This window comes from Pseudomonas putida (assembly GCA_029953615.1).
GTDB lineage: Bacteria > Pseudomonadota > Gammaproteobacteria > Pseudomonadales > Pseudomonadaceae > Aquipseudomonas.
The window spans coordinates 3,470,668-3,494,681 of record CP124529.1 but is presented as its reverse complement, the minus strand read 5'-3'; the positions used below and the strand labels follow the sequence as shown (position 1 = coordinate 3,494,681).

15 protein-coding genes and 1 pseudogene are annotated in these 24,014 nt (G+C 63.3%); 6 read left to right on the top strand and 10 right to left on the bottom strand.

The genetic code is table 11. From position 1 onward, the window contains the following. Positions 1-3 precede the first annotated feature (3 nt). Positions 4-3,903: a phosphoribosylformylglycinamidine synthase gene (gene purL, locus QIY50_16015; protein WGV18936.1), complete on the bottom strand. Its 3,900-nt coding sequence runs from the start codon at positions 3,901-3,903 to the stop codon at positions 4-6. Between the two features lie 244 nt (positions 3,904-4,147). On the opposite strand from purL, the gene mltF reads away from it, so the two are divergent. Next, a complete protein-coding gene (mltF, locus tag QIY50_16010; protein WGV18935.1) occupies positions 4,148-5,605 on the top strand; it encodes a membrane-bound lytic murein transglycosylase MltF in 1,458 nt (485 codons plus the stop codon). 110 nt (positions 5,606-5,715) lie between these two features. On the opposite strand, the gene tadA is transcribed toward mltF, so the two are convergent. Together tadA and QIY50_16000 are read right to left on the bottom strand one after the other, a co-directional pair. After that, on the bottom strand, positions 5,716-6,195 hold the full coding sequence (gene tadA / locus QIY50_16005; GenBank protein WGV18934.1) for a tRNA adenosine(34) deaminase TadA: 480 nt from the start codon (positions 6,193-6,195) through the stop codon (positions 5,716-5,718). Next, positions 6,195-7,577 (bottom strand): multicopper oxidase family protein, encoded by a 1,383-nt coding sequence (locus tag QIY50_16000; GenBank protein ID WGV18933.1) that lies wholly within the window; start codon positions 7,575-7,577, stop codon positions 6,195-6,197. The genes tadA and QIY50_16000 overlap by 1 nt, the downstream gene beginning before the upstream one ends. Before the next feature lie 42 nt (positions 7,578-7,619). Here QIY50_16000 and QIY50_15995 point away from each other — a divergent pair, with 42 nt between their 5' ends. Continuing rightward, positions 7,620-10,715 carry a membrane-targeted effector domain-containing toxin gene (locus QIY50_15995; protein WGV18932.1) on the top strand — a complete coding sequence of 1,032 codons (3,096 nt, stop codon included), beginning with the start codon at positions 7,620-7,622 and terminating at the stop codon, positions 10,713-10,715. A 47-nt stretch (positions 10,716-10,762) separates the two neighbouring features. Here the strand turns inward: QIY50_15995 and guaA are convergent, their stop codons facing one another. The 4 genes from guaA to QIY50_15975 all read right to left on the bottom strand — a co-directional run bounded on the left by guaA (position 10,763) and on the right by QIY50_15975 (position 15,339). Further along, positions 10,763-12,340 carry a glutamine-hydrolyzing GMP synthase gene (guaA, locus tag QIY50_15990; GenBank protein ID WGV18931.1) on the bottom strand — a complete coding sequence of 526 codons (1,578 nt, stop codon included), beginning with the start codon at positions 12,338-12,340 and terminating at the stop codon, positions 10,763-10,765. A 78-nt stretch (positions 12,341-12,418) separates the two neighbouring features. Next, positions 12,419-13,888 (bottom strand): IMP dehydrogenase, encoded by a 1,470-nt coding sequence (guaB, locus tag QIY50_15985; protein ID WGV18930.1) that lies wholly within the window; start codon positions 13,886-13,888, stop codon positions 12,419-12,421. A gap of 86 nt (positions 13,889-13,974) precedes the next feature. Further along, complete coding sequence (locus tag QIY50_15980; GenBank protein WGV18929.1) at positions 13,975-14,532, bottom strand: sugar ABC transporter ATPase; 558 nt, start codon at positions 14,530-14,532, stop codon at positions 13,975-13,977. Between the two features lie 51 nt (positions 14,533-14,583). After that, positions 14,584-15,339, bottom strand: coding sequence for a sulfite exporter TauE/SafE family protein (locus QIY50_15975; GenBank protein ID WGV18928.1), 756 nt, complete (start codon positions 15,337-15,339; stop codon positions 14,584-14,586). A gap of 97 nt (positions 15,340-15,436) precedes the next feature. On the opposite strand from QIY50_15975, the gene QIY50_15970 reads away from it, so the two are divergent. From QIY50_15970 to leuA, 4 genes and pseudogenes are all read left to right on the top strand, one after another. Beyond that, a complete protein-coding gene (locus tag QIY50_15970; GenBank protein WGV18927.1) occupies positions 15,437-16,315 on the top strand; it encodes a LysR substrate-binding domain-containing protein in 879 nt (292 codons plus the stop codon). A gap of 137 nt (positions 16,316-16,452) precedes the next feature. Then, positions 16,453-17,833, top strand: a pseudogene (gene xseA, locus QIY50_15965) (exodeoxyribonuclease VII large subunit). Between the two features lie 3 nt (positions 17,834-17,836). Then, a complete protein-coding gene (locus QIY50_15960; protein WGV18926.1) occupies positions 17,837-18,664 on the top strand; it encodes a peptidoglycan DD-metalloendopeptidase family protein in 828 nt (275 codons plus the stop codon). A gap of 432 nt (positions 18,665-19,096) precedes the next feature. Continuing rightward, positions 19,097-20,770 carry a 2-isopropylmalate synthase gene (gene leuA, locus QIY50_15955; GenBank protein ID WGV18925.1) on the top strand — a complete coding sequence of 558 codons (1,674 nt, stop codon included), beginning with the start codon at positions 19,097-19,099 and terminating at the stop codon, positions 20,768-20,770. A 237-nt stretch (positions 20,771-21,007) separates the two neighbouring features. Here the strand turns inward: leuA and QIY50_15950 are convergent, their stop codons facing one another. The 3 genes from QIY50_15950 to zwf are packed head-to-tail and all read right to left on the bottom strand — an operon-like array spanning position 21,008 to position 23,875. After that, on the bottom strand, positions 21,008-21,688 hold the full coding sequence (locus QIY50_15950; GenBank protein WGV18924.1) for a bifunctional 4-hydroxy-2-oxoglutarate aldolase/2-dehydro-3-deoxy-phosphogluconate aldolase: 681 nt from the start codon (positions 21,686-21,688) through the stop codon (positions 21,008-21,010). Between the two features lie 17 nt (positions 21,689-21,705). Continuing rightward, entirely contained in the window at positions 21,706-22,419 is a 714-nt protein-coding gene (gene pgl / locus QIY50_15945) for a 6-phosphogluconolactonase (protein WGV18923.1), read from the bottom strand. Then, positions 22,406-23,875, bottom strand: a complete 1,470-nt coding sequence (gene zwf / locus QIY50_15940; protein WGV18922.1) for a glucose-6-phosphate dehydrogenase — start codon at positions 23,873-23,875, stop codon at positions 22,406-22,408. Before zwf ends, pgl begins: the two co-directional genes overlap by 14 nt. Between the last annotated feature and the right edge of the window lie 139 nt (positions 23,876-24,014).

The following is a 24,014-nucleotide window of genomic DNA, read 5'->3' as shown; positions in this document are numbered from 1 at the left end:
GCCTTAGTTCACCCACACCCGTGCATTACGGAACATACGCATCAGCGCGGCGTCTTCCTGCCACTCGTCCGGGCGCCAGGAGTTCTGCACGGCGCGGAACATACGCTCCGGGTGCGGCATCATGATGGTCACGCGGCCATCGCGGCTGGTGAGGCCGGTGATACCACGCGGCGAGCCGTTCGGGTTGGCCGGATAGGCTTCGGTGACCTTGCCGTGGTTGTCGACGTAGCGCAGGGCCACGCAGCCGGACATGTCCGCAGCCAGCAGTGCCTCTTCGCTGGCGAATTCGGCATGGCCTTCACCGTGAGCGATGGCGATCGGCATGCGCGAACCGGCCATGCCTTGCAGGAAGATCGAGTTGGACTTCTGCACCTCGACCATGGCCACGCGCGCCTCGAACTGCTCCGAACGGTTGCGCACGAAGTGCGGCCAGTGCTCGGTGCCCGGGATCAGCTCGTGCAGGTTGGACATCATCTGGCAACCGTTGCACACGCCCAGGGCGAAGCTGTCGGTACGCTCGAAGAAAGCCTGGAAGGCGTCGCGGGCGCGGCTGTTGAACAGCGCCGACTTGGCCCAGCCTTCACCGGCACCCAGCACGTCACCGTAGGAGAAACCACCGCAGGCGACCAGGCCCTTGAAGGCTTCGAAGTCGACACGGCCGGCGAGGATGTCGCTCATGTGCACGTCGATGGCGGCGAAGCCGGCGCGGTCGAAGGCGGCTGCCATCTCGACCTGGCCGTTGACGCCCTGCTCGCGCAGGATGGCCACTTGCGGGCGCACACCCTTCTTGATGTACGGCGCGGCGATGTCGTCGTTGACGTCGAAGCCCAGCTTTACCGACAGGCCCGGGTTGTCTTCCTCGAGCAGCAGGTCGAACTCCTGGTCAGCGCAGTCAGCGTTGTCACGCAGGCGCTGGATCTGGTAGCTGGTTTCGGCCCACTGGCGCTGCAGCATGCGGCGGTCGTCGTCGAACAGCACTTCGCCGTTCAGGCTGATGGACACTTCACCGTTGTTGACCGGCTTGCCGATCACCGCAACGCAGCCTTCACCCAGGCCAGCGGCGCTGAACTGTGCCAGCACGTCCGGGGTGGCATCCTGACGAACCTGGATGACCGCGCCCAGCTCTTCGTTGAAGAGGATGGCCGGCACGTCACCCTTGCTGTCGGTCAGCGGATCGAGGTGCAGGTCGAGGCCGCAGTGGCCGGCAAAGGCCATTTCCAGCACAGTGGTGACCAGGCCGCCGTCGGAGCGGTCGTGGTAGGCCAGCAGGTGACCGTCGGCGTTCAGGCCCTGGATCACGGCGAAGAAAGCCTTCAGGTCTTCGGCGTCGTCGACGTCCGGTGCCTGGGCAGCGATCTTGCCGTAGGTCTGGGCCAGGATCGAGGCGCCCATGCGGTTCTTGCCACGGCCCAGGTCGATCAGGATCAGATCGGTCTCGCCCTTGTCCATGCGCAGTTGCGGGGTCAGGGTCTTGCGGATGTCGGTGACCGGAGCGAAGCCGGTGATGATCAGCGACATTGGCGAGGTGACGCTCTTCTCGACGCCCTCGTCGCTCCACTTGGTCTTCATCGACATCGAGTCTTTGCCGACCGGAATGGTAATACCCAGCTCCGGGCACAGCTCCATGCCGACAGCCTTGACGGTGTCGTACAGGCGCGCGTCTTCACCCGGGTGGCCAGCGGCGGACATCCAGTTGGCCGACAGTTTGATGTCGGACAGCTTTTCGATGCGCGCAGCGGCCAGGTTGGTGATGGTCTCGCCGATTGCCATGCGGCCGGACGCCGGGGCATCCAGCAGGGCCAGCGGGGTACGCTCACCCATGGCCATGGCTTCACCGGTATAGACGTCGAAGCTGGTGGCGGTGACGGCGCAGTCGGCCACCGGTACCTGCCACGGGCCAACCATTTGGTCACGAGCTACCAGGCCGGTGATGGTGCGGTCGCCGATAGTGATCAGGAAGCTTTTGCTGGCCACAGCCGGGTGGCTGAGGACGCGCTGAACGGCGTTATCCAGGTCCAGCTTGCTCGGGTCGAAGTCATCGCCCAGCTCGGCTTCGCGGGTTACCGAACGGTGCATGCGCGGCGGCTTGCCCAGCAGCACGTCCAGTGGCATGTCCACCGGGGTGTTACCGAAGTGGCTGTCGCTTACGGTCAGGTGCTGCTCTTCAGTCGCTTCACCGACCACGGCGAACGGGCAACGCTCACGTTCACAGATAGCCTTGAAACGCTCGAAGTCGACGGCGCTGACGGCCAGCACGTAACGCTCTTGCGATTCGTTACTCCAGATTTCGTGCGGGGCCATGCCCGGCTCGTCGTTGGGCACGTTGCGCAGCTCGAAGCGGCCGCCACGGCCACCGTCGTTGACCAGTTCAGGGAAGGCGTTGGAGATACCGCCCGCGCCAACGTCGTGGATGAAGGCGATCGGGTTGGCGTCGCCCAGCTGCCAGCAACGGTCGATGACCTCTTGGCAACGGCGCTCCATTTCCGGGTTTTCACGCTGTACCGAGGCGAAGTCGAGGTCTGCCGAGCTGGCACCGGTGGCCACCGACGAAGCGGCGCCGCCACCCAGGCCGATCAGCATGGCCGGGCCGCCGAGTACGATCAGCTTGGCGCCGACGGTGATTTCGCCCTTCTGCACGTGGTCTTCACGGATATTGCCCATGCCACCGGCCAGCATGATCGGCTTGTGGTAGCCGCGCACTTCTTCACCGTGCGGGGTGTTGATGGCCTGCTCGAAGGTACGGAAGTAACCGGTCAGGGCCGGGCGACCGAACTCGTTGTTGAACGCGGCGCCGCCCAGTGGGCCTTCGATCATGATGTCGAGGGCGTCGACGATGCGTTCAGGCTTGCCGTAGGCCTGCTCCCATGGCTGTTCGAAGCCCGGGATACGCAGGTTGGATACGGTGAAGCCGGTCAGGCCAGCCTTGGGCTTGGCGCCACGTCCGGTCGCGCCTTCGTCGCGGATTTCGCCGCCGGAGCCGGTGGAGGCACCGGAGAACGGGGCGATGGCGGTCGGGTGGTTGTGCGTCTCGACCTTCATCAGGATGTGCACCGGCTCCTGCACCGCGCCGTACTGGCGGGTTTCAGGGTTCGGGAAGAAACGGCCGGCAACGTTGCCGACGATCACCGAGGCGTTGTCCTTGTACGCCGACAGCACACCTTCGTTGTGCATCTGGTAGGTGTTCTTGATCATGCCGAACAGGCTCTTTTCCTGAGCCTGGCCGTCGATGTCCCAACTGGCGTTGAAGATCTTGTGGCGGCAGTGCTCGGAGTTGGCCTGGGCGAACATCATCAGTTCGATGTCGTTCGGGTTGCGCTTGAGACCCTGGAAGGCGTTGACCAGGTAGTCGATCTCGTCTTCGGCCAGGGCCAGGCCCAGGTCGACGTTGGCCTTGGCCAGGGCGTCACGGCCACCGGCGAGGATGTCCACCGAAGTCATCGGCTTGGGCTGGGCATGGCTGAACAGGTCAGCGGCCTGCTCCAGCTGGCCGAGCACGCGCTGGGTCATGCGGTCGTGCAACTCGGCGGCGATCAGTTCGGCGTCGGCTTCGCTCAGGCTGCCGGCCACGTAGTAGGCGATACCGCGCTCCAGGCGCTGGATCGACTGCAGGCCGCAGTTGTGGGCGATGTCGCTGGCCTTGCTGGCCCAGGGCGAAATGGTGCCCAGGCGCGGCACGACCAGGAACAGGCGGCCGCTCGGCTCCTGTACCGGCACGCTCGGGCCGTACTTGAGCAGACGGCCCAGCACCTGCTGCTGGTCGGCGGTCAGCTCGCCGTCGACATCGGCGAAGTGGGCGAATTCGGCATACAAACCAGTAACAGCGGGGACTTTCTGGCTCAGTTGCTCGAGTAATTTACCGTGGCGAAAGGCAGAAAGGGCAGGAGCGCCGCGCAGGATCAACATCGTCGGGACAGCCTCAGGAAGGGGTGTGCTTAGAGGCCGTGCATTCTAGCCTAATTCGAAGGGTTTCGGCACCCGCTCTAAGCCACGGCTGCCGGGCGGCGGAACCGGACTTTCGGGTCAAAAAAATACACCTGCTTCGCTCGCCCTGTAGCGGCCTGGGCCGCCATTGCACATAAAGCGCTACCAGACAAGCTAACAGTTGTCGAGATATGGCTGGGCCAGTCCTTTGCGTATACTGCAACCTATGTTCGCCCACACTGCTTTGCGCCAGCGTTGCGCCAGATGGCTTTTCGCAACCGGACTCTTTCTGCTGCTCGGTGCCTGCGTTGAAAAACCCAGCACCCTCGAGCGCGTGAAGGAGGATGGCGTGCTGCGCGTGATCACCCGCAACAGCCCGGCCACCTACTTCCAGGACCGCAACGGCGAAACCGGCTTCGAGTACGAGCTGGTCCAGCATTTCGCCGAAGATCTCGGCGTGAAGCTGCAGATCGAGACCGCCGACAACCTCGACGAGTTGTACGATAGCCTCGGCAAGCCCTCCGGCCCGGTGCTGGCAGCGGCCGGCCTGGTCACCAGCGAACGGCGCAAGGCCCAGGTCAGGTACTCCCACCCGTACCTGGAAGTCACCCCACAGGTCATCTACCGCAACGGCCGCACGCGCCCCACCGATGCCAAGGGCCTGGTCGGCAAGAAGATCATGGTACTCAAGGGCAGCAGCCACGCCGACCAGCTGGCCGAGCTGAAAAAGCAGTACCCGGGCCTGGAATACGAAGAATCCGACGCCGTCGAGGTGGTCGACCTGTTGCGCATGGTCGACGAAGGGCAGATCGACCTGACCCTGGTCGATTCCAACGAGCTGGCAATGAACCAGGTGTACTTCCCCAATGTGCGGGTGGCCTTCGACCTGGGCGACACCCGCGACCAGCGCTGGGCGGTGGCGGCCGGTGAAGACAACAGCCTGCTCAACGAGGTCAACGAGTTCCTCGACAAGGCGCAGAAGAACGGCACCCTGCAACGCCTGAAGGACCGCTACTACGGCCATGTCGACGTACTGGGCTATGTGGGTGCCTACACCTTTGCCCAGCACCTGCAGCAGCGCCTGCCCAAGTACGAGAAACATTTCAAGAGCTACGCCAAGGTCGAGCAGGTGGATTGGCGCCTGCTGGCTGCCATCGGCTACCAGGAATCGATGTGGCAGCCCGAGGTTACCTCCAAGACCGGCGTGCGCGGCCTGATGATGTTGACCCAGCGCACCGCCCAGGCGATGGGCGTGTCCAACCGCCTGGACCCGAAGCAGAGCATCCAGGGCGGGGCCAAGTACTTCATGAAGATCAAGGAAGAGCTCGACGACAGCATCCAGGAGCCGGACCGCACCTGGTTCGCCCTGGCCGCCTACAACGTAGGCACTGGCCACCTGGAAGACGCCCGCACCCTGGCCAGGCGCGAGAAGCTCAACCCGAACAAGTGGCTGGACGTGAAGAAGATGCTGCCACGCCTGTCGCAGAAGCAGTGGTATCGCCAGACCCGGTACGGCTATGCCCGGGGCGGCGAGCCGGTGCATTTCGTGGCCAACATCCGTCGCTACTACGACATCCTCACCTGGGTGACCCAGCCGCAGCTCGAAGGCCAGGTGGCCGAAGGCAGCCTGCATGTGCCTGGGGTGAACAAGGACAAGCCGGCGGAGCAGTCGCCGCCTATGTAAGCCTGCCCCGGCCCCTTCGCGGGCACGCCCGCTCCCACAGCTACACCACAGGCCTGAGGGGAGTGATATTCCTGTGGGAGCGGGCATGCCCGCGAAGAGGCCGGTACAGGTTAAGACTTGGCCCTGCGAGCCTTGAAGAAGTCACTGAGGATCTGCCCGCACTCCTCCGCCAGCACCCCGCCCTCCACCAGCACGCGGTGGTTCAGGAAGCCCTGCCCGAAGAACTGCCCCTGGCTCTGCACGATCCCCGCCTTGGGCTCCAGCGCGCCGAACACTACCCGCATCACCCGCGAATGCACGATCAACCCCGCACACATGCTACACGGCTCCAGGGTCACGTACAGGGTGCTGCCGGGTAGCCGGTAGTTACTGGCGGATTTCGCCGCCGCGCGGATGGCTACCATTTCGGCGTGTGCGCTAGGGTCACTGTCGATGATCGGCCGGTTGAAGCCCTGCCCGATCACCTGCCCATGCTGCACCAGCACCGCGCCCACCGGCACCTCGCCCATGGCCGCACCTTCGGCGGCCAGGGCCAGGGCCAGGCGCATGAATTCCTGATCGCGGCTGCGATCGATGATCTGCGGTCGCATCAGACCACCGCGATCGCGGCCATCAGGCCGGTTTCCATGTGGTCGATGACGTGGCAGTGGAACATCCAGGTGCCCGGGTTATCCGCCACCAGTGCCACCTGGGCGCGCTCGTTCCTGCCCAGCAGGTAGGTATCGGTGAACCAGGGCTCCTTGATGTCATGGCGGTTGGAGCCGATCACCTTGAAGCTCATGCCGTGCAGGTGAATCGGGTGTTGGTACTGGGTCATGTTCTTCAGCTCGAAGATGTAGCTCTTACCCTTCTTCAGCGTGGCGATCGGCCGCTCGGCGCAGGTCTTGTCGGTGATATCCCAAGCCTGGCCGTTGATCTGCCACATGCTCGACGGCCTGTCCTGATCCGTAGTGACCGAAACTTTCGCCGCCCACTCGAAATTGAAGTTGAGCTTTTCGGCATTCTCCAGGTCCGGCTCGGCGATCGGGTTGGGCGGCAAAGCCGGCGGCCAGTCGCTCGGCGCGTCGTTGCTGGCCACCGAACGCAGGGTGCCCAGGCGCACGAAACCGTCGCGCAGCGAGATCTCCTCCCCCGCCTCGGGAATACGGATAGCCAGGCAGATACGCATGCCTGGGCCGAGCCAGTAGTCATCGTCCAATGGGCGTGGGGTTACCGGGTTGCCGTCCAGAGCATAGATTCTGGCCTCGCAGTTGCCCTTGAGATTGATGCGGTAGGTCCAGGTGTTATCGAGGTTCAGCAGGCGCACCCGCACTACTTGGCCGGCTGGCAGCTCGGTGACCGAATCGGCCTGGCCATTGATGGTGATCAGGCGCCCGGCGGTGCCATTGCGCGCCGCCTCACGCGGAATGCTGAACGGCAGCCAGGCCCCCTGCTCGTCGACGTGCCAGTTTTTCAGGCTCAGCGTGCGCTCATGCTGGAAGCCGGTCGGTTCGCGCTCCTCGACGATCAGCGGGCCGACCAGGCCACGGCCCAGCTCCTCGGAACTGCTGACATGCGGGTGGTACCAGTAGCTGCCCGCGTCTGGCACGCGGAACTTGTAGTCGAAGTACTCGCCCGGCTTGACCGGTAGCTGCGACACATAAGGCACGCCGTCCATTTCCAGCGGCAGGCGAATGCCGTGCCAGTGGATGGTGGTTTCGACCGGCAGGTGGTTGATGAAGCGCACCCGCAGCCAGGTACCCTGGCGCACGCGCAATTCGGTACCCGGTGCCGACGGGCCGAAGGCCCAGGCCTCGGTCTTGAAGCCCGGCACCAGCTCGACGTCCAGGGGCGCTGCGATCAGCTCGTAGTCATGGCCGGCGTTGTTGTCTTCGACCTTGCCCAGCCAGTAACGCGCCGCGCCACCGGCGCCCAGGCCAACCACAACCAGGCCGGTCAGGCCCTTGAGCATTTGTCGACGGGTGAAGGACATCGGTGCGGGTACCTCGTGTTCTGCGCAATCAAGCTGCCAGCAGTGGCTGGCGATGAAGGGCGAATACGATACACCTGCAAATGGGAAAGTTTAAGTGAAGTGTTATTACGGCACGTGCCGGATAAATGCGTAGATAACTACCGCACCCTGCGGACGCGGTTCGACCAGGCTCGAACGCTCAATCACAACGAGGTAGCGTTCATGGGGCTGCAAATACTGGTGCCTAAGGCCGAACAACAACTGCGCGACCTGGCGCGACCACTGGTCAGCGCTTGTCCGGATCTTCGGCAGATGGCCCGTGAAACCGCGATCACCGTTCTGAAGAAGCATGGCCATGCCGCGCTAGACCCGGATCACGTCCACCTCAATCGCTTCATGGCCGCGCAAAGCAGCCCGCGAACGTTCAGCGGATGGCAACATCACGACGCGCCGTTCCAGTCTTACACGCTGCCACAGTTGGTGATGCACCGTTTCGACGTCAATGATCAGGACAACAGCGACCTGCTCAGCTACCTCAGTGGCTTCTACACCGACGGCCCAGACGCCGAAGTGTATGACGAGCACAATGAAATCCCCATAGCGCCCAAGGACGTGCTGGATGATTTCTGGGATATCGACTTCAGCAGCGCTTATCACGAGCATCTGGATGCTTTCTGGCATCAGCACGCCGATGGCTATCGCACGCTGGCCAAGATCAACTTCCTTGCCAAGGTTGTCGAAACCTGCGCGGCCGACCCTACCAGTGACCTGTCCAGCTGCGCCCGCCAAGTGGCTCAGGCACTCACCGGTCACGACATCGGTCAACCATCACTGAAGCAGTTGAACGAGGAACATCGACCCGATGCAGGTTTTCGCGTGTGCACCTTCGATATCGGCGGCCATGTGGCCAGTGACTTCCTGCGCATCGAACTGCCCGATGGCCGACAATTGCTCTACACACCGGGTGAAGTCGATGCCCTGCACCTCTTCGCAGACCGCAAGGCGCTTTACTGGTGGGTGCTGAACAATACCAACGAAGCGGACAACCGGGCACGCTTCGTGAGCCACTTTGCGCTGTCGTCCCGTTCCGAACGCGAGGACAGCACCGGGCTGAATCACATGATTGACCTGTTGTTCTTCAATTGGGGAGGTGACGATCATCACTGCCTCAACCAGCTGGACAAGAGCTTGCCCGGGGATGCCTTCAGCCACCTGCGTGACGCCGCGCGCCAGCGCATGACCGATGACGCCAACTTCGCCTTGCGTTCCAATGATGACCTGCGCAAGCAGTTATGGATCGGTTATCTCAAGGCCTTCGGCAAGGTCTTCAGCCCACTCGCGGCGCTGGACTGGCCCGTAGCCCTGGCAGCAGTGGGCGCAGGGCTGGTGGATATCGGCCTGAACATCGACCAGGCCGTCAACGGCCATACCACCGGTGAACGTCACGCCGGCGTGATTGGCGCCATCTTCGCTGCGATAGACACACTGTTCAACGCTGCAATGCTGGCCAGTGCAGCGGGAAGCAACGTCAAGAATGAGCTAGTCGAGGTTGCTGAAGCGCCCCCCGAAGAGAGCCCCCCGTTCGAGGTAGAGACGGCGCCTGCATCGCCCGAGCAGATCGAAACCTGGGTGCCAGGGCCATTCAGGCCTGTGCAACAGGCCGAGCTGCTGGCGCCTTTCGAATCCAACGTCGTGCTGCATGGCAACCCAGGCGACGGCCAATTGGCAGGCATCCATGCTCAAGATGGCAATTTCTATGCGCTGATCAGTGACACCCCTTATCAGGTACGTTTTATCAGTGAGTTGAAGTCTTGGGTGGTGATCGACCCTGAGAATCCTTACTCCTTCTATCGCAACGTGCCCATTAGCAGGGACGCTGCAGGTCACTGGCAACCGCAGGCGCGGCCACGCCTATCGGGTGGTGGCGGCCTGCCGCGCAAGCTGCTCGGACTGTGGGGCAGGAGCACGCATACGGCATCCGAGCCACTGCCGCCGACGCCCTATGAAGTACCTGGCAGCTTACGCTCCACTCTCAGAGACTCGGCAATCGCTCCCGGCCAAGAGCACTTGCTCAGTGGCATCATGGCCTTCCCGGAACCAGCACAAAATACCGCCTTTGCCGAATTCAGGAAGCTGCGTGACACCCTGGCCGAGGATGCGCAACAGTACCTGGCCTCCGCTGAATTGCCTGCAAGACCACAGATTCCCCGACTACCCCGCGAGGCAAGCGCCAAGCAGATCATCCGCAGCGTCTATGAAAACAGCGATGGCCTGGTAATCGGTGAAAGCCATTCTCAAGTTGGCAGCAAGGCCTTTTTGATCGACAACATGACACTGCTGAAGAAAGCCAAGGTCAGGGTGCTGTACCTGGAGCATTTCATGACCGAATTCCAGCAGGCCGACCTCGACTTGTTCCATGTCAGCGGTGAGATGCCACCCGCGCTGAAGCGCTATGCGCAAGCGCTGGATAAAGGTTTTGGCATCGATGCCTCCAGCCGTTACACCTTCTTGAACCTCCTGCAAGCCGCACAAAAAGAAGGCATCCGCATCCAGTCGATCGATTGCATGGCCAGCTACCGACAAGCCTGGGAAAGAGCGCCTTCGCAGGTGATCCGCCAGCAGATGATGAACTTCTTTGCCCACGAGATCATCGAGGCCGACCAGGCAACACGCGGCCTGAGCAAATGGGTTGCCTTGATGGGCAACTCCCACTCCAATACTTTCAAAGGTGTTACCGGCCTCAGCGAGTTGCAAGGGGCAATCGGGCTGCGCGTCGAAGATATCGCCCTGAGCGAGGTCGGGGGCGTGGAAGTGGACCCTGGGTATACCGGGGTCGCGCAAGGCGACCTGTCCGTATTCAACCTCAAGGGCGACCTGCGCCTGCAAGTACCGACCGCAGTTCAGATCCCGTCCGGCGCGCCCTTGGAAAACCTGCTTCGCAATACGGGCACATTCACGTTCGATTCCATCGATGGCCAACTAAATCTGATAAATCGCGGCCGTAATGGGCTGCTGAAGTACACGCCAGTCCTTCAGGAAGGCGACAGGTTATACCTCGACAGGGCGGACTGGCCATGGATCAGCGGGCGTCGCTTGGCCAGCCTGCAGGAAATACGCTCCACACTGGTACGCCAGGGCATGCGCTACATCATGCGATAACCTGGCAGAAACGACGAGGGCGCCTTGCGGCGCCCTCGTGGCTCAACTTATTCCCACTCGATAGTGGCTGGCGGCTTGCTCGACACGTCGTAGGTAACGCGCGAGATACCGTCGATTTCGTTGATGATACGGCCGCTGACGGTTTCCAGCAGTTCGTACGGCAGGTGCGCCCAGCGCGCGGTCATGAAGTCCACGGTCTCGACGGCACGCAGGGCAACGACCCAGGCGTAGCGACGGCCGTCGCCAACGACGCCGACCGACTTGACCGGCTGGAATACCACGAATGCCTGGCTGGTCTTGTGGTACCAGTCGGCCTTGCGCAGTTCTTCGATGAAGATGTGGTCGGCACGACGCAGGATGTCGGCGTATTCCTTCTTCACTTCACCCAGGATGCGCACGCCCAGGCCCGGGCCCGGGAACGGGTGGCGGTAGACCATGTCGTACGGCAGGCCCAGCTCCAGGCCGATCTTGCGCACTTCGTCCTTGAACAGTTCACGCAGCGGCTCGACCAGCTTGAGGTTCATTTCCTCCGGCAGGCCACCGACGTTGTGGTGCGACTTGATCACGTGGGCCTTGCCGCTCTTGGCGCCAGCCGACTCGATCACGTCCGGGTAGATGGTGCCCTGGGCGAGGAACTGGATGTTTTCCAGCTTGCTGGCTTCGGCATCGAACACGTCGATGAAAGTGCGGCCGATGATCTTGCGCTTCTTCTCCGGGTCGGCTTCGCCGGCCAGGTTGTCGAGGAACTGCTTTTCAGCGTCGGCGCGGATCACCTTGACGCCCATGTTCTCCTTGAACATGGCCATCACCTGGTCGCCTTCGTGCAGGCGCAGCAGGCCGTTGTCGACGAATACGCAGGTCAACTGGTCGCCGATGGCGCGGTGCAGCAGTGCGGCAACGACAGAGCTGTCGACGCCGCCGGACAGGCCCAGCAGGACGTTGGCCGAACCGACCTGCTCACGCACCTGGGCGATGGCGTCTTCGACGATGTTGGACGGAGTCCACAGGGCTTCACAGCCGCAGATGTCCTGCACGAAGCGGGACAGGATGCGACCGCCCTGCTTGGTGTGGGTCACTTCCGGGTGGAACTGCACGCCGTAGTAGCCGCGTGCGTCGTCGAACATGCCGGCGATCGGGCAGCTCGGGGTGCTGGCCAGCACGTGGAAATTGCCCGGCATCTGGGTGACCTTGTCGCCGTGGCTCATCCACACGTCCAGGCCCAGCACGCCGTCGGCGTCGATGTGGTCTTCGATGCCGTCGAGCAGGCGGCTCTTGCCGACCACGTCAACGCGGGCATAACCGAATTCACGCAGGTCGGAACCTTCGACCTTGCCGCCCATCTGCTCGGCCATGGTCTGCATGCCGTAGCAGATGCCCAGCACCGGTACGTTCAGGTCGAACACGGCCTGCGGGGCGCGTGGGCTGTTGGCTTCGTGGACCGACTCGGGGCCGCCGGCGAGGATGATGCCGCGCGGGTTGAATTCGCGGATCGCTTCATCGTCCATGTCGAACGGATGCAGCTCGCAGTACACGCCGATTTCGCGCACGCGGCGGGCGATCAGCTGGGTGTACTGGGAACCGAAATCGAGGATCAGGATGCGGTGAGCGTGAATGTCGAGGGCCATGACTCAATCTCGTCAGTGGAAATCGGAAACGACGCGGGGCTGTCACGACAGCCCCGCATGCTTGTATTGCTTGAAGCCTCAGCCTACGCGGTAGTTAGGGGCTTCTTTGGTGATCTGCACGTCATGCACGTGGGACTCGGCCATGCCGGCACCGGTGATGCGCACGAATTCCGGCTTGGTGCGCATCTCTTCGATGGTTGCGCTGCCGGTGTAGCCCATGGACGAACGCAGGCCGCCCATCAGCTGGTGGATGATCGCGGCCAGGGCGCCCTTGTAGGGAACGCGGCCTTCGATGCCTTCCGGTACCAGCTTCTCGGCACCGGCCGAGGAGTCCTGGAAGTAGCGGTCGGACGAGCCTTGCGCCTGTGCCATGGCACCCAGCGAGCCCATGCCGCGGTAGGCCTTGTAGGAACGACCCTGGAACAGTTCGACTTCGCCCGGAGCTTCTTCGGTACCGGCGAACATCGAACCCATCATCACGCAGGAAGCACCGGCGACGATGGCCTTGGACAGGTCACCCGAGAAGCGGATGCCGCCGTCGGCGATCAGCGGCACGCCAGTGCCTTCCAGCGCAGCGGCCACGTTGGCGATGGCGCTGATTTGCGGCACGCCGACACCGGCAACGATACGGGTGGTGCAGATCGAACCTGGGCCGATACCGACCTTGACGGCGTCAGCGCCAGCTTCGGCCAGCGCCTTGGCGGCAGCGCCGGTGGCGATGTTGCCACCGATCACCTGCACTTGCGGGTAGTTCTCTTTCACCCAGCGAACGCGGTCGATCACGCCTTTGGAGTGACCGTGGGCGGTGTCGACCACCACCACGTCAACGCCAGCAGCCACCAGAGCGGCAACGCGCTCGCCGGTGTCCTTGCCGGTGCCGACTGCGGCGCCGACGCGCAGGCGACCCTGGTCGTCCTTGCTGGCCAGCGGGTAGGCCTTGGCCTTTTCGATGTCCTTGACGGTCATCATGCCCTTGAGGTTGAACTTGTCGTCGACGATCAGGACTTTTTCCAGGCGGTGCTTGTGCAGCAGCTCGCGGACTTCGTTCTTGTCGGCGCCTTCGCGGACGGTGACCAGACGCTCTTTGGGGGTCATCACGTCGCGGACCTTGGCGTCCAGGCGGCTTTCGAAGCGCACGTCACGGGAAGTGACGATGCCGACCAGGTCGCCGTTCGCCAGCACCGGTACGCCGGAGATGTTGTTCAGGCGGGTCAGGTCGAACAGGTCGCGCACGGTGGCGTCGGCGTCGATGGTGATCGGGTCCTTGACCACGCCAGCCTCGAACTTCTTGACCTTGCGCACTTCGCTGGCCTGCTGTTCGATGGTCATGTTCTTGTGAATGATGCCGATGCCGCCTTCCTGGGCCATGGCAATGGCCAGGCGCGCTTCGGTCACGGTATCCATGGCGGCGGAAACCAGCGGAATGTTCAGCTCGATGCCACGGGTCAAACGGGTCTTGAGACTGACTTCATTGGGCAGTACCTCGGAATAGCCAGGTACAAGGAGGATATCGTCGAAGGTCAGGGCTTCTTGGCTGATACGCAGCATCGCGGGGGCTCCCGGGCGGGAAAAATGGAAGCGCGCCATTATACTCATGCACGGCGCGCCGCTCAATGCAAAATAAGGGCCTTCGGTCAGCCTTGTGGCAGTTTTACCTGGACCACGGCCACCGGCTGGTCGAGCCAGTCGGCGAAGCTGTCGAGAAAGGCCTGGGTGAACCCGGCCTCGCCCCAGTTGTTGAAGATGAACCCCAGGTTGGAAAAGGCACATGGCTGCAGGTAAATGAAGCCATTAATGTCATCTTCGAAGCCGCACAGCGGGCAGGTGAAGTTGTCGCTCACCGCCGGCATCCATTCTTCCAGGCTTTCAAAAAGCGGCTCGCCCACCTCACGCCGGCACTCGGGGCAACCGGCCTCTTCGAGGAAACCTTCGGTAGGGGTATAGATGCAGCGCTTGAGCATCACCTCAAGGCCATTCACCTGCTCGCCAAAGGGCAGCTTCTGCGGATGCAGGGCCACTTTGCGGGCACCTTCAGCCAAGGCATGAGCCATGCGGTTACCGGTGCGGCCACAGGTGGTCAGCTGTTCCTCGACGATTTTCTCGCGCACCAGCCAGCGCAGAATGGCACGGGCACGGGCTTCGTGCGCCGGGACGGTAGACAGCTTGGGAACGATGATGCTCTGGTTGTTCATGAACGGGACAAGCCTGAAAAACTGCGGTAATGGCGCAATTCTACCGCCTGCTCAGGCGCTCAGGTAGCGACCGATCAACGCCAGGCCGCTGGCCAGCACCAGCCAGGTGACCAGGCGCACGAAGGCTTCGCGGGACAGCCGGTGGGTAAGCCTGCGTCCGGCCCAGAGGCCGACTAACATGACCGGCAACAGGCAGGCGGCGAGCAGCAGCAGGCTTGGGTCGGCATAGACGCCAGCGATCAGGAACAGCGTCAGGCGCACCACGGTACTGCAACTGATCAGCGCGCTCTGGGTGGCACGCACTTGTTCCTTTGCTTCCAGCCGTGCGCTCAGGTACAGGGCATAAAGGAAGCCGCCACTGCCGAACAAGGCACCGAACAGCCCGCCTGCCGTACCCATTGGCACTGCCCAGAGACCGGACAGACTGGCCGGCCGCACTTTCACCGCCAGCCCGTACACGGCATATGCCGTGACGAACAGGCCCATCAGCAGCAGCAACAGGTCGGACTTCAGCTGTAGCAGAAATACCACGCCCAGCGTGCAGCCTATGGCCATGAACGGCAGCAGCCGCAGCAGCTCGCCGCGCACGACATCACGACGCGAGGGCAGCAGGTTGCCGAAGGCGGCGACGAAGTCCAGCAGCACCAGCAGCGGAATGATCCGCGACAGCGGCATGAAGTGGACAAGCACCGGGCCGGCCACCAGTGCGGTGCCGAAACCGGCGATACCGAAGACGATGTAGGCCACGCCGACACCCAGCAGGATGGGTAGCCAGTCAAGGCCGGAAAACGACAGTTGAGCAAGCATGGCAGCAGTTCCTTTGAAGACAGGCAAAGGTTAGCCAGCCATGAGCCATGCCGACTAATATGCCTTTTTCGCCACAACCATCTCGAAAAGGCATGACATGACGTCGATCCGCCAGTTGCGTTACTTCGTGGAAATCGCCGAATGCGGCAGCTTCAGCGGTGCCGCCGAGCGGCTGTACATCGCCCAGTCGGCGCTGAGCCGGCAGATCAAGGAGCTGGAACAGCAACTGGGCACGCCGCTGTTCGAACGCACCGCGCGCCTTCCGCACCTGACACTGGCGGGCCAGGCCTTTCTGGAACGGGCGCGGCGCTTGCTGGCCGACCTGGCGCAGGCGGAGCGGCTGACCCGCGATATTGGTGAGGGGTTGCGGGGCAGCCTGCGCCTGAACCACTCCAGTACCGTGCCGCTGACCGGCCCGCTGCTGGCTCGCCTGGGCGGCTACTTGCGCGACAACCCAAAGGTTTCACTGGAAATTGCCCAACAGTCGTCAGAGGCGCAACTGGAGGATATTGCTGACGGACGCCTGGATATCGGCCTGCTGCGTTTGCCGGTGCTACGCCAGCATGAGGGCGTGGTGCTGCATGAGCTGTTCAGCGAGCCACTGCTGCTGGCGGTTGCTGCTGGGCATCCATTGGCTAGTGCGGCACAGGTGAAGCTTGAGCAGTTGCGCGAGGAGCGCTTTATTTCCATTCCGCACCGGGATCGTGGCGGGCTGAGTTACCTGTCGGCCTCGTTGTGCATGGAGGCAGGCTTTTTTCCGCGGGCAGCGCAGGTGCTGTCGCGCAAGACCACGCAGTTGCAACTGATTCAGGCAGGGTTCGGGGTGGCGTTGTTGCCGGCGTGCATGGGTGAGATTGCGCCGGCTTCGGTCAGCTTCGTGGCGCTGGAGGGGGGCTGTGAGAGTACCGTGGCGCTGGCCTGTCGCCGGGATGCGGGGCAGATGGTGCATCAGTTCGTGGCAGCGATGCAGACCTGAAGGGCCTCATCGCCGGCAAGCCAGCTCCCACAGGGATAGCGTGAGGCTCCAGACCAGCGCGCTACCTATGGGAGCTGGCTTGCCGGCGACAGGGCCAGGACAGACAACCGGGGCCGATGTCCTTTATGATGCCCGCCATGATCAGAGACCCCTTCGAACGACTCGGCCTGGACCGCGAGGTCCTTACCGTCAGCCAACTCAACGGCCGCGCCCGGGTGCTGCTGGAAGACGTGTTCCGCAGCGTGTGGGTGGAAGGCGAGATTTCCAACCTCGCCCGCCCTGCGTCGGGCCATATGTATTTCACCCTCAAGGACAGCGGCGCCCAGGTGCGCTGCGCGCTGTTCCGGCAGAACGCCACGCGGGTGCGCCAGGCCCTGCGCGACGGCCTGGCGGTACGGGTACGGGGCAAGGTTTCGCTGTTCGAGGGGCGTGGCGACTACCAGCTGATTCTCGATACCGTCGAGCCGGCCGGCGATGGTGCCCTTCGCCTGGCTTTCGAAGCCCTGAAGGAAAAGCTCGGTGCCGAGGGGCTGTTCAGCGCCGAACGCAAGCAGCCGCTGCCGGCCCACCCGCAGCGCATCGGCATCATCACCTCGCCTACCGGCGCGGTGATCCGCGACATCATCAGTGTGTTCGGTCGCCGTGCCCCGCAGGTGGAACTGAACCTGATCCCCACCGCAGTGCAGGGCCGCGAAGCCATTGCCCAAATCGTGCGCGCCATCCGCCTGGCCGACAGCCTCGGGTTCGATGCACTGATCCTGGCCCGGGGCGGCGGCTCGCTGGAAGACCTGTGGTGCTTCAACGAAGAAGCCGTGGCGCGGGCCGTGGCCGCCTGTGTCACGCCGATTGTCAGTGCCGTGGGCCATGAGACCGATGTCTCGATCAGCGACTTCGTCGCCGATGTGCGAGCGCCCACGCCCTCTGCCGCGGCCGAGCTGCTGGCCCCCGACAACAGTGGCCTGCAGCAACGCCTGGATGGCCTGCAACGGCGCCTGCTGCTGCGCATGCAGAACCGCCTGACCCACGACCGCCTGCGCCTGGAGTCGCTGACCCGGCGCCTGCGCCACCCGGGCGAGCGCCTGCGCCAGCAGGCCCAGCGCCTGGACGACCTGGACATGCGCCTGCGCCGTGCCTTCATGCTCAACCTCAACCAGCGCCATCAGCTGCTGGCACGCCTGGACACCCGCCTCGCCGCGCAGCACCCGGGGCGCACCCTGAAACTGCTGGGCCAACGCCTGGACAGCCTCGCCGAGCGCCTGCCACGGGCCATGCGCGAAGTGCTCAAGGACCGCCGCCAGCGCTTCCAGGCCCAGTTGCAAACGCTGCAGGTGGTCAGCCCGCTGGCCACCCTCGCCCGCGGCTACAGGCATCCTGCTGGATGAACGGGGCCAGGCCATCCGCAGCGCCGAACAGACCCACAATGGCCAACGCCTGACCGCCCGCCTGAACGAAGGCGAGCTGTTGGTGCGGGTCGAAGACAACCACCTGACCCCGGTCACCCTCTCACTTCTGGACTGACACATGCCCCGCCTGCTCGCGCCCCTGCTTGCCCTTTCGCTCCTGCTGCTGGCTGGCGGCGCCCAGGCCAGCTACATCACCCGCACGCTGAACAAGCCGGTACCTGGCGGCGTGGCGGTGGTCGACCTCGGCCCCGCCGCCAGTGCGCCCAGCGCCCGCTTCGACGGCAAACCGGTACTGGTGGTGAAGGAACAGGACAACTGGCTGGCCATCGTCGGCATCCCGCTGACCCAGAAGCCCGGCACCGCCGTGCTGAACCAGGGCGGCCGCACCCTGCCCTTCACGGTCGGCAGCAAGAAGTACCCCGAGCAGCGCATCACCCTGAAGAACACCCGCCAGGTCAACCCGAACCCTGCCGACCTCAAGCGCATCGACCGCGAGCTGGCCGAGCAGATAAAGGCTTACCGCAGCTTCAGCCCGACCCTGCCGAGCAACCTGATCCTCGACAAGCCGGTCAACGGCCCGCTGTCGAGCAAGTTCGGCGTGCGCCGCTTCTTCAATGGTGAAGAGCGCAACCCGCATGCCGGGCTGGACTTCGCGGTGCCGGCCGGTACACCGATCAAAACCCCGGCCAATGGCAAGGTGATGCTGGTGGGGGATTACTTCTTCAATGGCCGCACGGTGTTCGTCGACCATGGGCAAGGCTTTATCAGCATGTTCTGCCATATGTCGAAGATCGATGTGCAGGTCGGGCAGCAGCTGCGCCGGGGCGAGGTGGTCGGGCGTGTGGGCTCGACCGGGCGGGCTACCGGGCCGCACATGCACTGGAACGTCAGCCTGAACGATGCGCGGGTGGATCCGGCGATTTTCATTGGGGCGTTCCAGCCCTGAGACCGCGGTGCCTGCTTCGCGGGCACGCCCGCTCCCACAGGTATTGCGCTGCGTCTTGAGGCTGCATTGTACCTGTGGGAGCGGGCGCGCCCGCGAAGAGGCCAACACAGTCGACATCAGTTCAACCGTGTTGCGCCATCGAAAAATACCACGCAAAAATAGACAAGCACTCAGCTCAATGAAGCTATAAAATCTCGCCTAATAGCTTTTTTTAAGCATTTCTCTCAATTTTTCCCGAACGCTTGCCATCCCCCACCCCACTGGTTAGGGTTGAAGGCATGAAAACCTTCAGCACCCTCATCCTGCTCCGACAACATCGCAGCCTCTGCCTGGTCAGCGCCCGACTACCAGGCTGAATCGCGTCGCCTCGCCTTTCCATCTCGTTATCGCTCGGCAGGCCCGATCTCGGCCGCACACAAAAGGATTGCTTCCATGACCATGCTCAAAGACCCTTCGAAGAAGTACCGCGCTTTCCCGACCATCGACCTGCCTGACCGTACCTGGCCGTCGAAGACCATCACCGCCGCGCCAATCTGGTGCAGCTCCGACCTGCGTGATGGCAACCAGTCGCTGATCGAGCCAATGGATTCGGAGAAGAAGCTGCGTTTCTGGAAGACCCTGGTGCAGGTTGGCGTGAAAGAAATCGAAGCCTCGTTCCCGTCCGCTTCGCAGACCGATTTCGACTTCGTGCGCATGCTGATCGAAGACGGCCACATCCCGGACGACACCACCATCCAGGTGCTCACCCAGGCCCGTGAAGACCTCATCGCCCGCACCTTCGAGTCGCTGCGCGGGGCGAAGAAGGCCATCGTCCACCTGTACAACGCCACCAGCCCGTCGTTCCGCCGCATCGTCTTCAACCAGGACAAGCAAGGCGTGAAGGACATCGCGGTGAACGCGGCCAAACTGTTCGTCAAGTACGCCGCCCAGCAGCCGGAAACCCAGTGGACCTTCCAGTACTCGCCAGAAACCTTCAGCGCCACCGAGATGGAGTTCGCCAAGGAAGTCTGCGACGCGGTCATCGAGGTGTGGAACCCGACGCCTGAGCACAAGATCATCCTCAACCTGCCGGCTACCGTGGAAGTGTCCACGCCGAACATCTACGCCGACCAGATCGAGTGGTTCTGCCGCAACGTCAGCCGTCGCGACAGCGTGATCATCAGCCTGCACTGCCACAACGACCGTGGCACCGGCATCGCCGCTACCGAGCTGGGCCTGATGGCCGGTGCCGATCGCGCCGAAGGCTGCCTGTTCGGCAACGGCGAGCGTACCGGTAACGTCGACCTGGTGACCCTGGCATTGAACCTCTACACCCAGGGCATCGACCCGCTGCTGGACTTCTCCGACATCGACGGCGTGCGCAAGGTGGTCGAGGAGTGCAACCAGTTGCCGGTGCACCCACGTCATCCTTATGTGGGCGACCTGGTCCACACCGCGTTCTCCGGCTCGCACCAGGACGCCATCCGCAAGGGCTTCGCCAAGCAGCAGGAAGGCGAGCTGTGGGAAGTTCCTTACTTGCCGATCGACCCGGCCGACATTGGCCGCAGCTACGAGGCGGTGATCCGCGTCAACAGCCAGTCGGGCAAAGGCGGCATCACCTACCTGCTCGAGCAGGAATACGGCATCAGCCTGCCACGCCGCATGCAGATCGAATTCAGCCAGGTGGTACAGGGTGAAACCGACCGCCTGGGCCTGGAAATGACCGCCCAGCAGATCTACAGCCTGCTGCACAAGGAGTACCTGCAGGCCAACGCTCCGTACGCGCTGGTCAGCCACCGCCTGCAGGAAGAGAACGGCCACAGCGCCGTGGAAGTGGAAGTTGCCGGTGAAGGCGAAACCACCCTGCACTGGCGCGGCAAGGGCAACGGCGCACTGGAAGCGCTGGTGGTCGGCCTGCCGATTGCCGTGGAGATCATGGACTACAACGAGCATGCGATTGGCGCCGGTACCAATGCCAAGGCTGCGGCTTACATCGAACTGCGCGTGGCCGGTGGCCGCCCGGTACACGGCGTAGGCATCGATGAAAACATCACCACGGCCAGCTTCAAGGCACTGTTCAGCGCACTGAACCGCTCGCTGAGCCAGCAGGAAGCCAAGGCGGCCTGAGCCGTATGCGATGAATGAGAAAGCCCGCATCGTCTGATGCGGGCTTTTTTTGTTGGCCTGTGCCGGCCTCTTCGCGGGCTTGCCCGCTCCCACAGGTACTGCACAACTCCCGAGAGCGGCGCAATCCTGTGGGAGCGGGCGAGCCCGCGAAAGGGCCCGCACAGGCAATGCAAAAACTGCAGGCAAAAAAAGGGGCGCCGACCAAGCGCCCCATAAGCCGTAAAGCACACAACAAATTCAGTTGGCGTCCAGCAGCGCCATCGCCTCCGCACTGCAGGCTTCGATCCGCGCCCAGTCGCCATTCTTGATCCAGCTGCTGTCGAGCATCCAGGTGCCCCCCACGCACATCACATTAGGCAGCGCCATGTAATTGCGCACGTTGGCCGGGTTCACGCCGCCCGTAGGGCAGAAACGAATATCGCCGAATGGGCCGCCAAAAGCCTTGATCGCCGCCACGCCGCCGCTGATTTCCGCCGGGAACAGCTTGAAGCGACGGTACCCAAGGGCGTAGCCCATCATGATTTCAGACGGCGTGCTGATGCCTGGCAGCAGCGGGATTTCGCTGTCCACACCGGCTTCGAGAATGTCCTGGGTAATGCCTGGGGTAACGACGAATTGCGCACCCGCCGCTTCAACCGCCGCGAACATGTCGCGATCGAGTACGGTGCCAGCACCGACGCAAAGTTCCGGGCGCTGCTCGCGCAACACCTGGATGGCCTTCAGGCCGTGCTGCGAGCGCAAGGTCACTTCCAGGGTACGGATACCGCCGGCGGCCAGGGCGTCAGCCAGCGGCAGGATGTCTTCCTCACGGGCGATGGTGATCACCGGCAGGATGCGCGCCTCTTTGCAAATGGCGTCGATCCGTGCGGCTTTGTCGGCCATCGAGAGCTTGGGCTGTGGGCGTTCAAGGGTGGTCATGACTGTGGATCCTTGGCTCATGGGCACCAGTAGATGTCCAGGGGGGCGTGAAGAAAAGCGCGAATCGGCATTTCGGAAAGGTCGGTGCCAGCCAGCGCGGCGCGCAGGGTAGCGAGTTTGCCCTGCCCTTGTACGGACAGCGCGGTGAAAGCGGCACTGGCCAGCAGCGAGCGAGTCATCGACAGGCGCTGGTGCGGTACGCTCGGTGCCAGCAAGGGCAGGCAACGGCGTGGGTTGGCCAGGTCGAGGGCGGCGTCCAGGTTGGGGCTGGCGGGGAACAGCGAGGCGGTATGGCCATCGTCACCCATGCCCAGCACCAGCACATCGATCGGCGGCAGCTCGGCCAGCGCCTGGTCGGCTTTTACGGCAGCGGCGTCGAGGTTCTCCGCCTGCTGGTACAAGCCAACGAAACGGGCCTTGGCCGCGGCGCCCTTGAACAGGTGGCGGGCCAGCAGGCCGGCATTGCTGTCGGCGTGCTCCACCGGCACCCAACGCTCATCGGCCAGGCTGACGGTGACCCTGGCCCAGTCGAGGTCTTCGCTGGCCAGCTGTTCGAGGAACGGTACCGGGCTGCGACCGCCCGACAGCACCACGCAGGCCTGGCCCTTGCTGGCGATCGCCTCACGCAGGTGCGTAGCCACGTCATGCGCCTGGCGCACGGCCAGGGCCTTGGCGCTGGCCAGCTCGAGCACGTTCACCGAGCCGGGCAGTTTCAGTTCAGATATCCCCATACCACGCCCTCCCATCGCGCGTGATCAGTGCAATAGAGCTCATCGGCCCCCAGGAACCTGCCGCATATGGCTTGGGCGCATCACCCGCGTTACGCCAGCCGGCAATCAGCTGGTCGCACCATTTCCAGGCATATTCGATTTCGTCCTTGCGCACGAACAGGTTCTGGTTACCGCGCATCACTTCGAGCAACAGCCGCTCGTAGGCATCCGGAATCCTTGCGCTGCGCCAGGTGTCGGAAAAATTCAGCTGCAAGGGGCCGCTACGCAGTTGCATGCCTTTGTCCAGGCCCTGCTCCTTGGTCATCACCCGTAAAGAAATGCCTTCGTCCGGTTGCAGGCGGATGATCAGCTTGTTACCGATCTGCAAACGCTGTTCCGGGGCGAAGATGTAGTGCGGCGTTTCCTTGAAATGGATGACGATCTGCGACAGCTTCTGCGGCATGCGCTTGCCGGTACGCAGGTAGAACGGCACCCCCGACCAGCGCCAGTTGCGAATGTCGGCACGCAGTGCGACGAAGGTTTCGGTGTCGCTCTGGGCGTTGGCGTTGTCTTCTTCGAGATAACCGGGCACCGGCTTGCCATCGCTATAGCCGGCGATGTACTGGCCGCGCACCACGCGGGTGCTCAGCCCTTCACCGGTGATCGGTGCCAGCGCCTTGAGGACCTTGACCTTCTCGTCACGGATGGCATCAGCGGACAGTTCGCTGGGCGGATCCATGGCGATCAGGCACAGCAGCTGGAGCAGGTGGTTCTGGATCATGTCGCGCAGCTGGCCGGCCTTGTCGAAGTAGCCCCAGCGGCCTTCGATACCGACCTTCTCGGCGACGGTGATCTCCACATGGGAGATGGAATTCTGGTTCCACTGGGTTTCGAACAGGCTGTTGGCGAAACGCAGGGCGATCAGGTTTTGCACCGTTTCCTTGCCCAGGTAGTGGTCGATGCGGTAAACCCGGCTCTCGGGGAAGAACCGCGCCACGGCATCGTTGACCCGCCGCGACGACTCCAGGTCGTGGCCAATGGGCTTTTCCAGCACCACTCGGGTGCGTGCGGCCAGCCCGGCCTTGTCGAGGTTTTCGCAGATGGCCCCGTACACCGCCGCAGCGGTGGCGAAGTAGGCGATCAGCGGCAGCTCGCCCGGCAACTGCTCGGCCAGGGCCTGGTAGCCCTCGGGCTGGAGGAAGTCCAGGTGCTGGTAGCTCAGCCTGGCAAGGAAACGGCCCAGCGCGGCTGGCTCGATATCGGCCTCGGGCACATGCCGACGCAGGTGCGCTTCGATGCTGTCCAGGTGGCCCTGCGCGCTACCGGCCTCACGGGCCAGCGCCAGCAGGCGGGTGTCCGGGTGCAACAGGTTGGCCCGGTCCAACTGGTAAAGCGCAGGAAACAGCTTGCGCAATGCCAGGTCGCCGAGGGCGCCAAACAGGGCAAAGGTGCAAGGTTCGACACTGATCGCAGCCATGATGTTGGTTCTTTCCTAAAGTTGGTCTAGGAATACCGCTTTCACATACGGTTTTCAAGGGATAATGTAGTAAAAACCACAACATTACACGTAGGTGTTACAGACAAGTGGTACGTCAACCGCGCCGACAGTACGATAG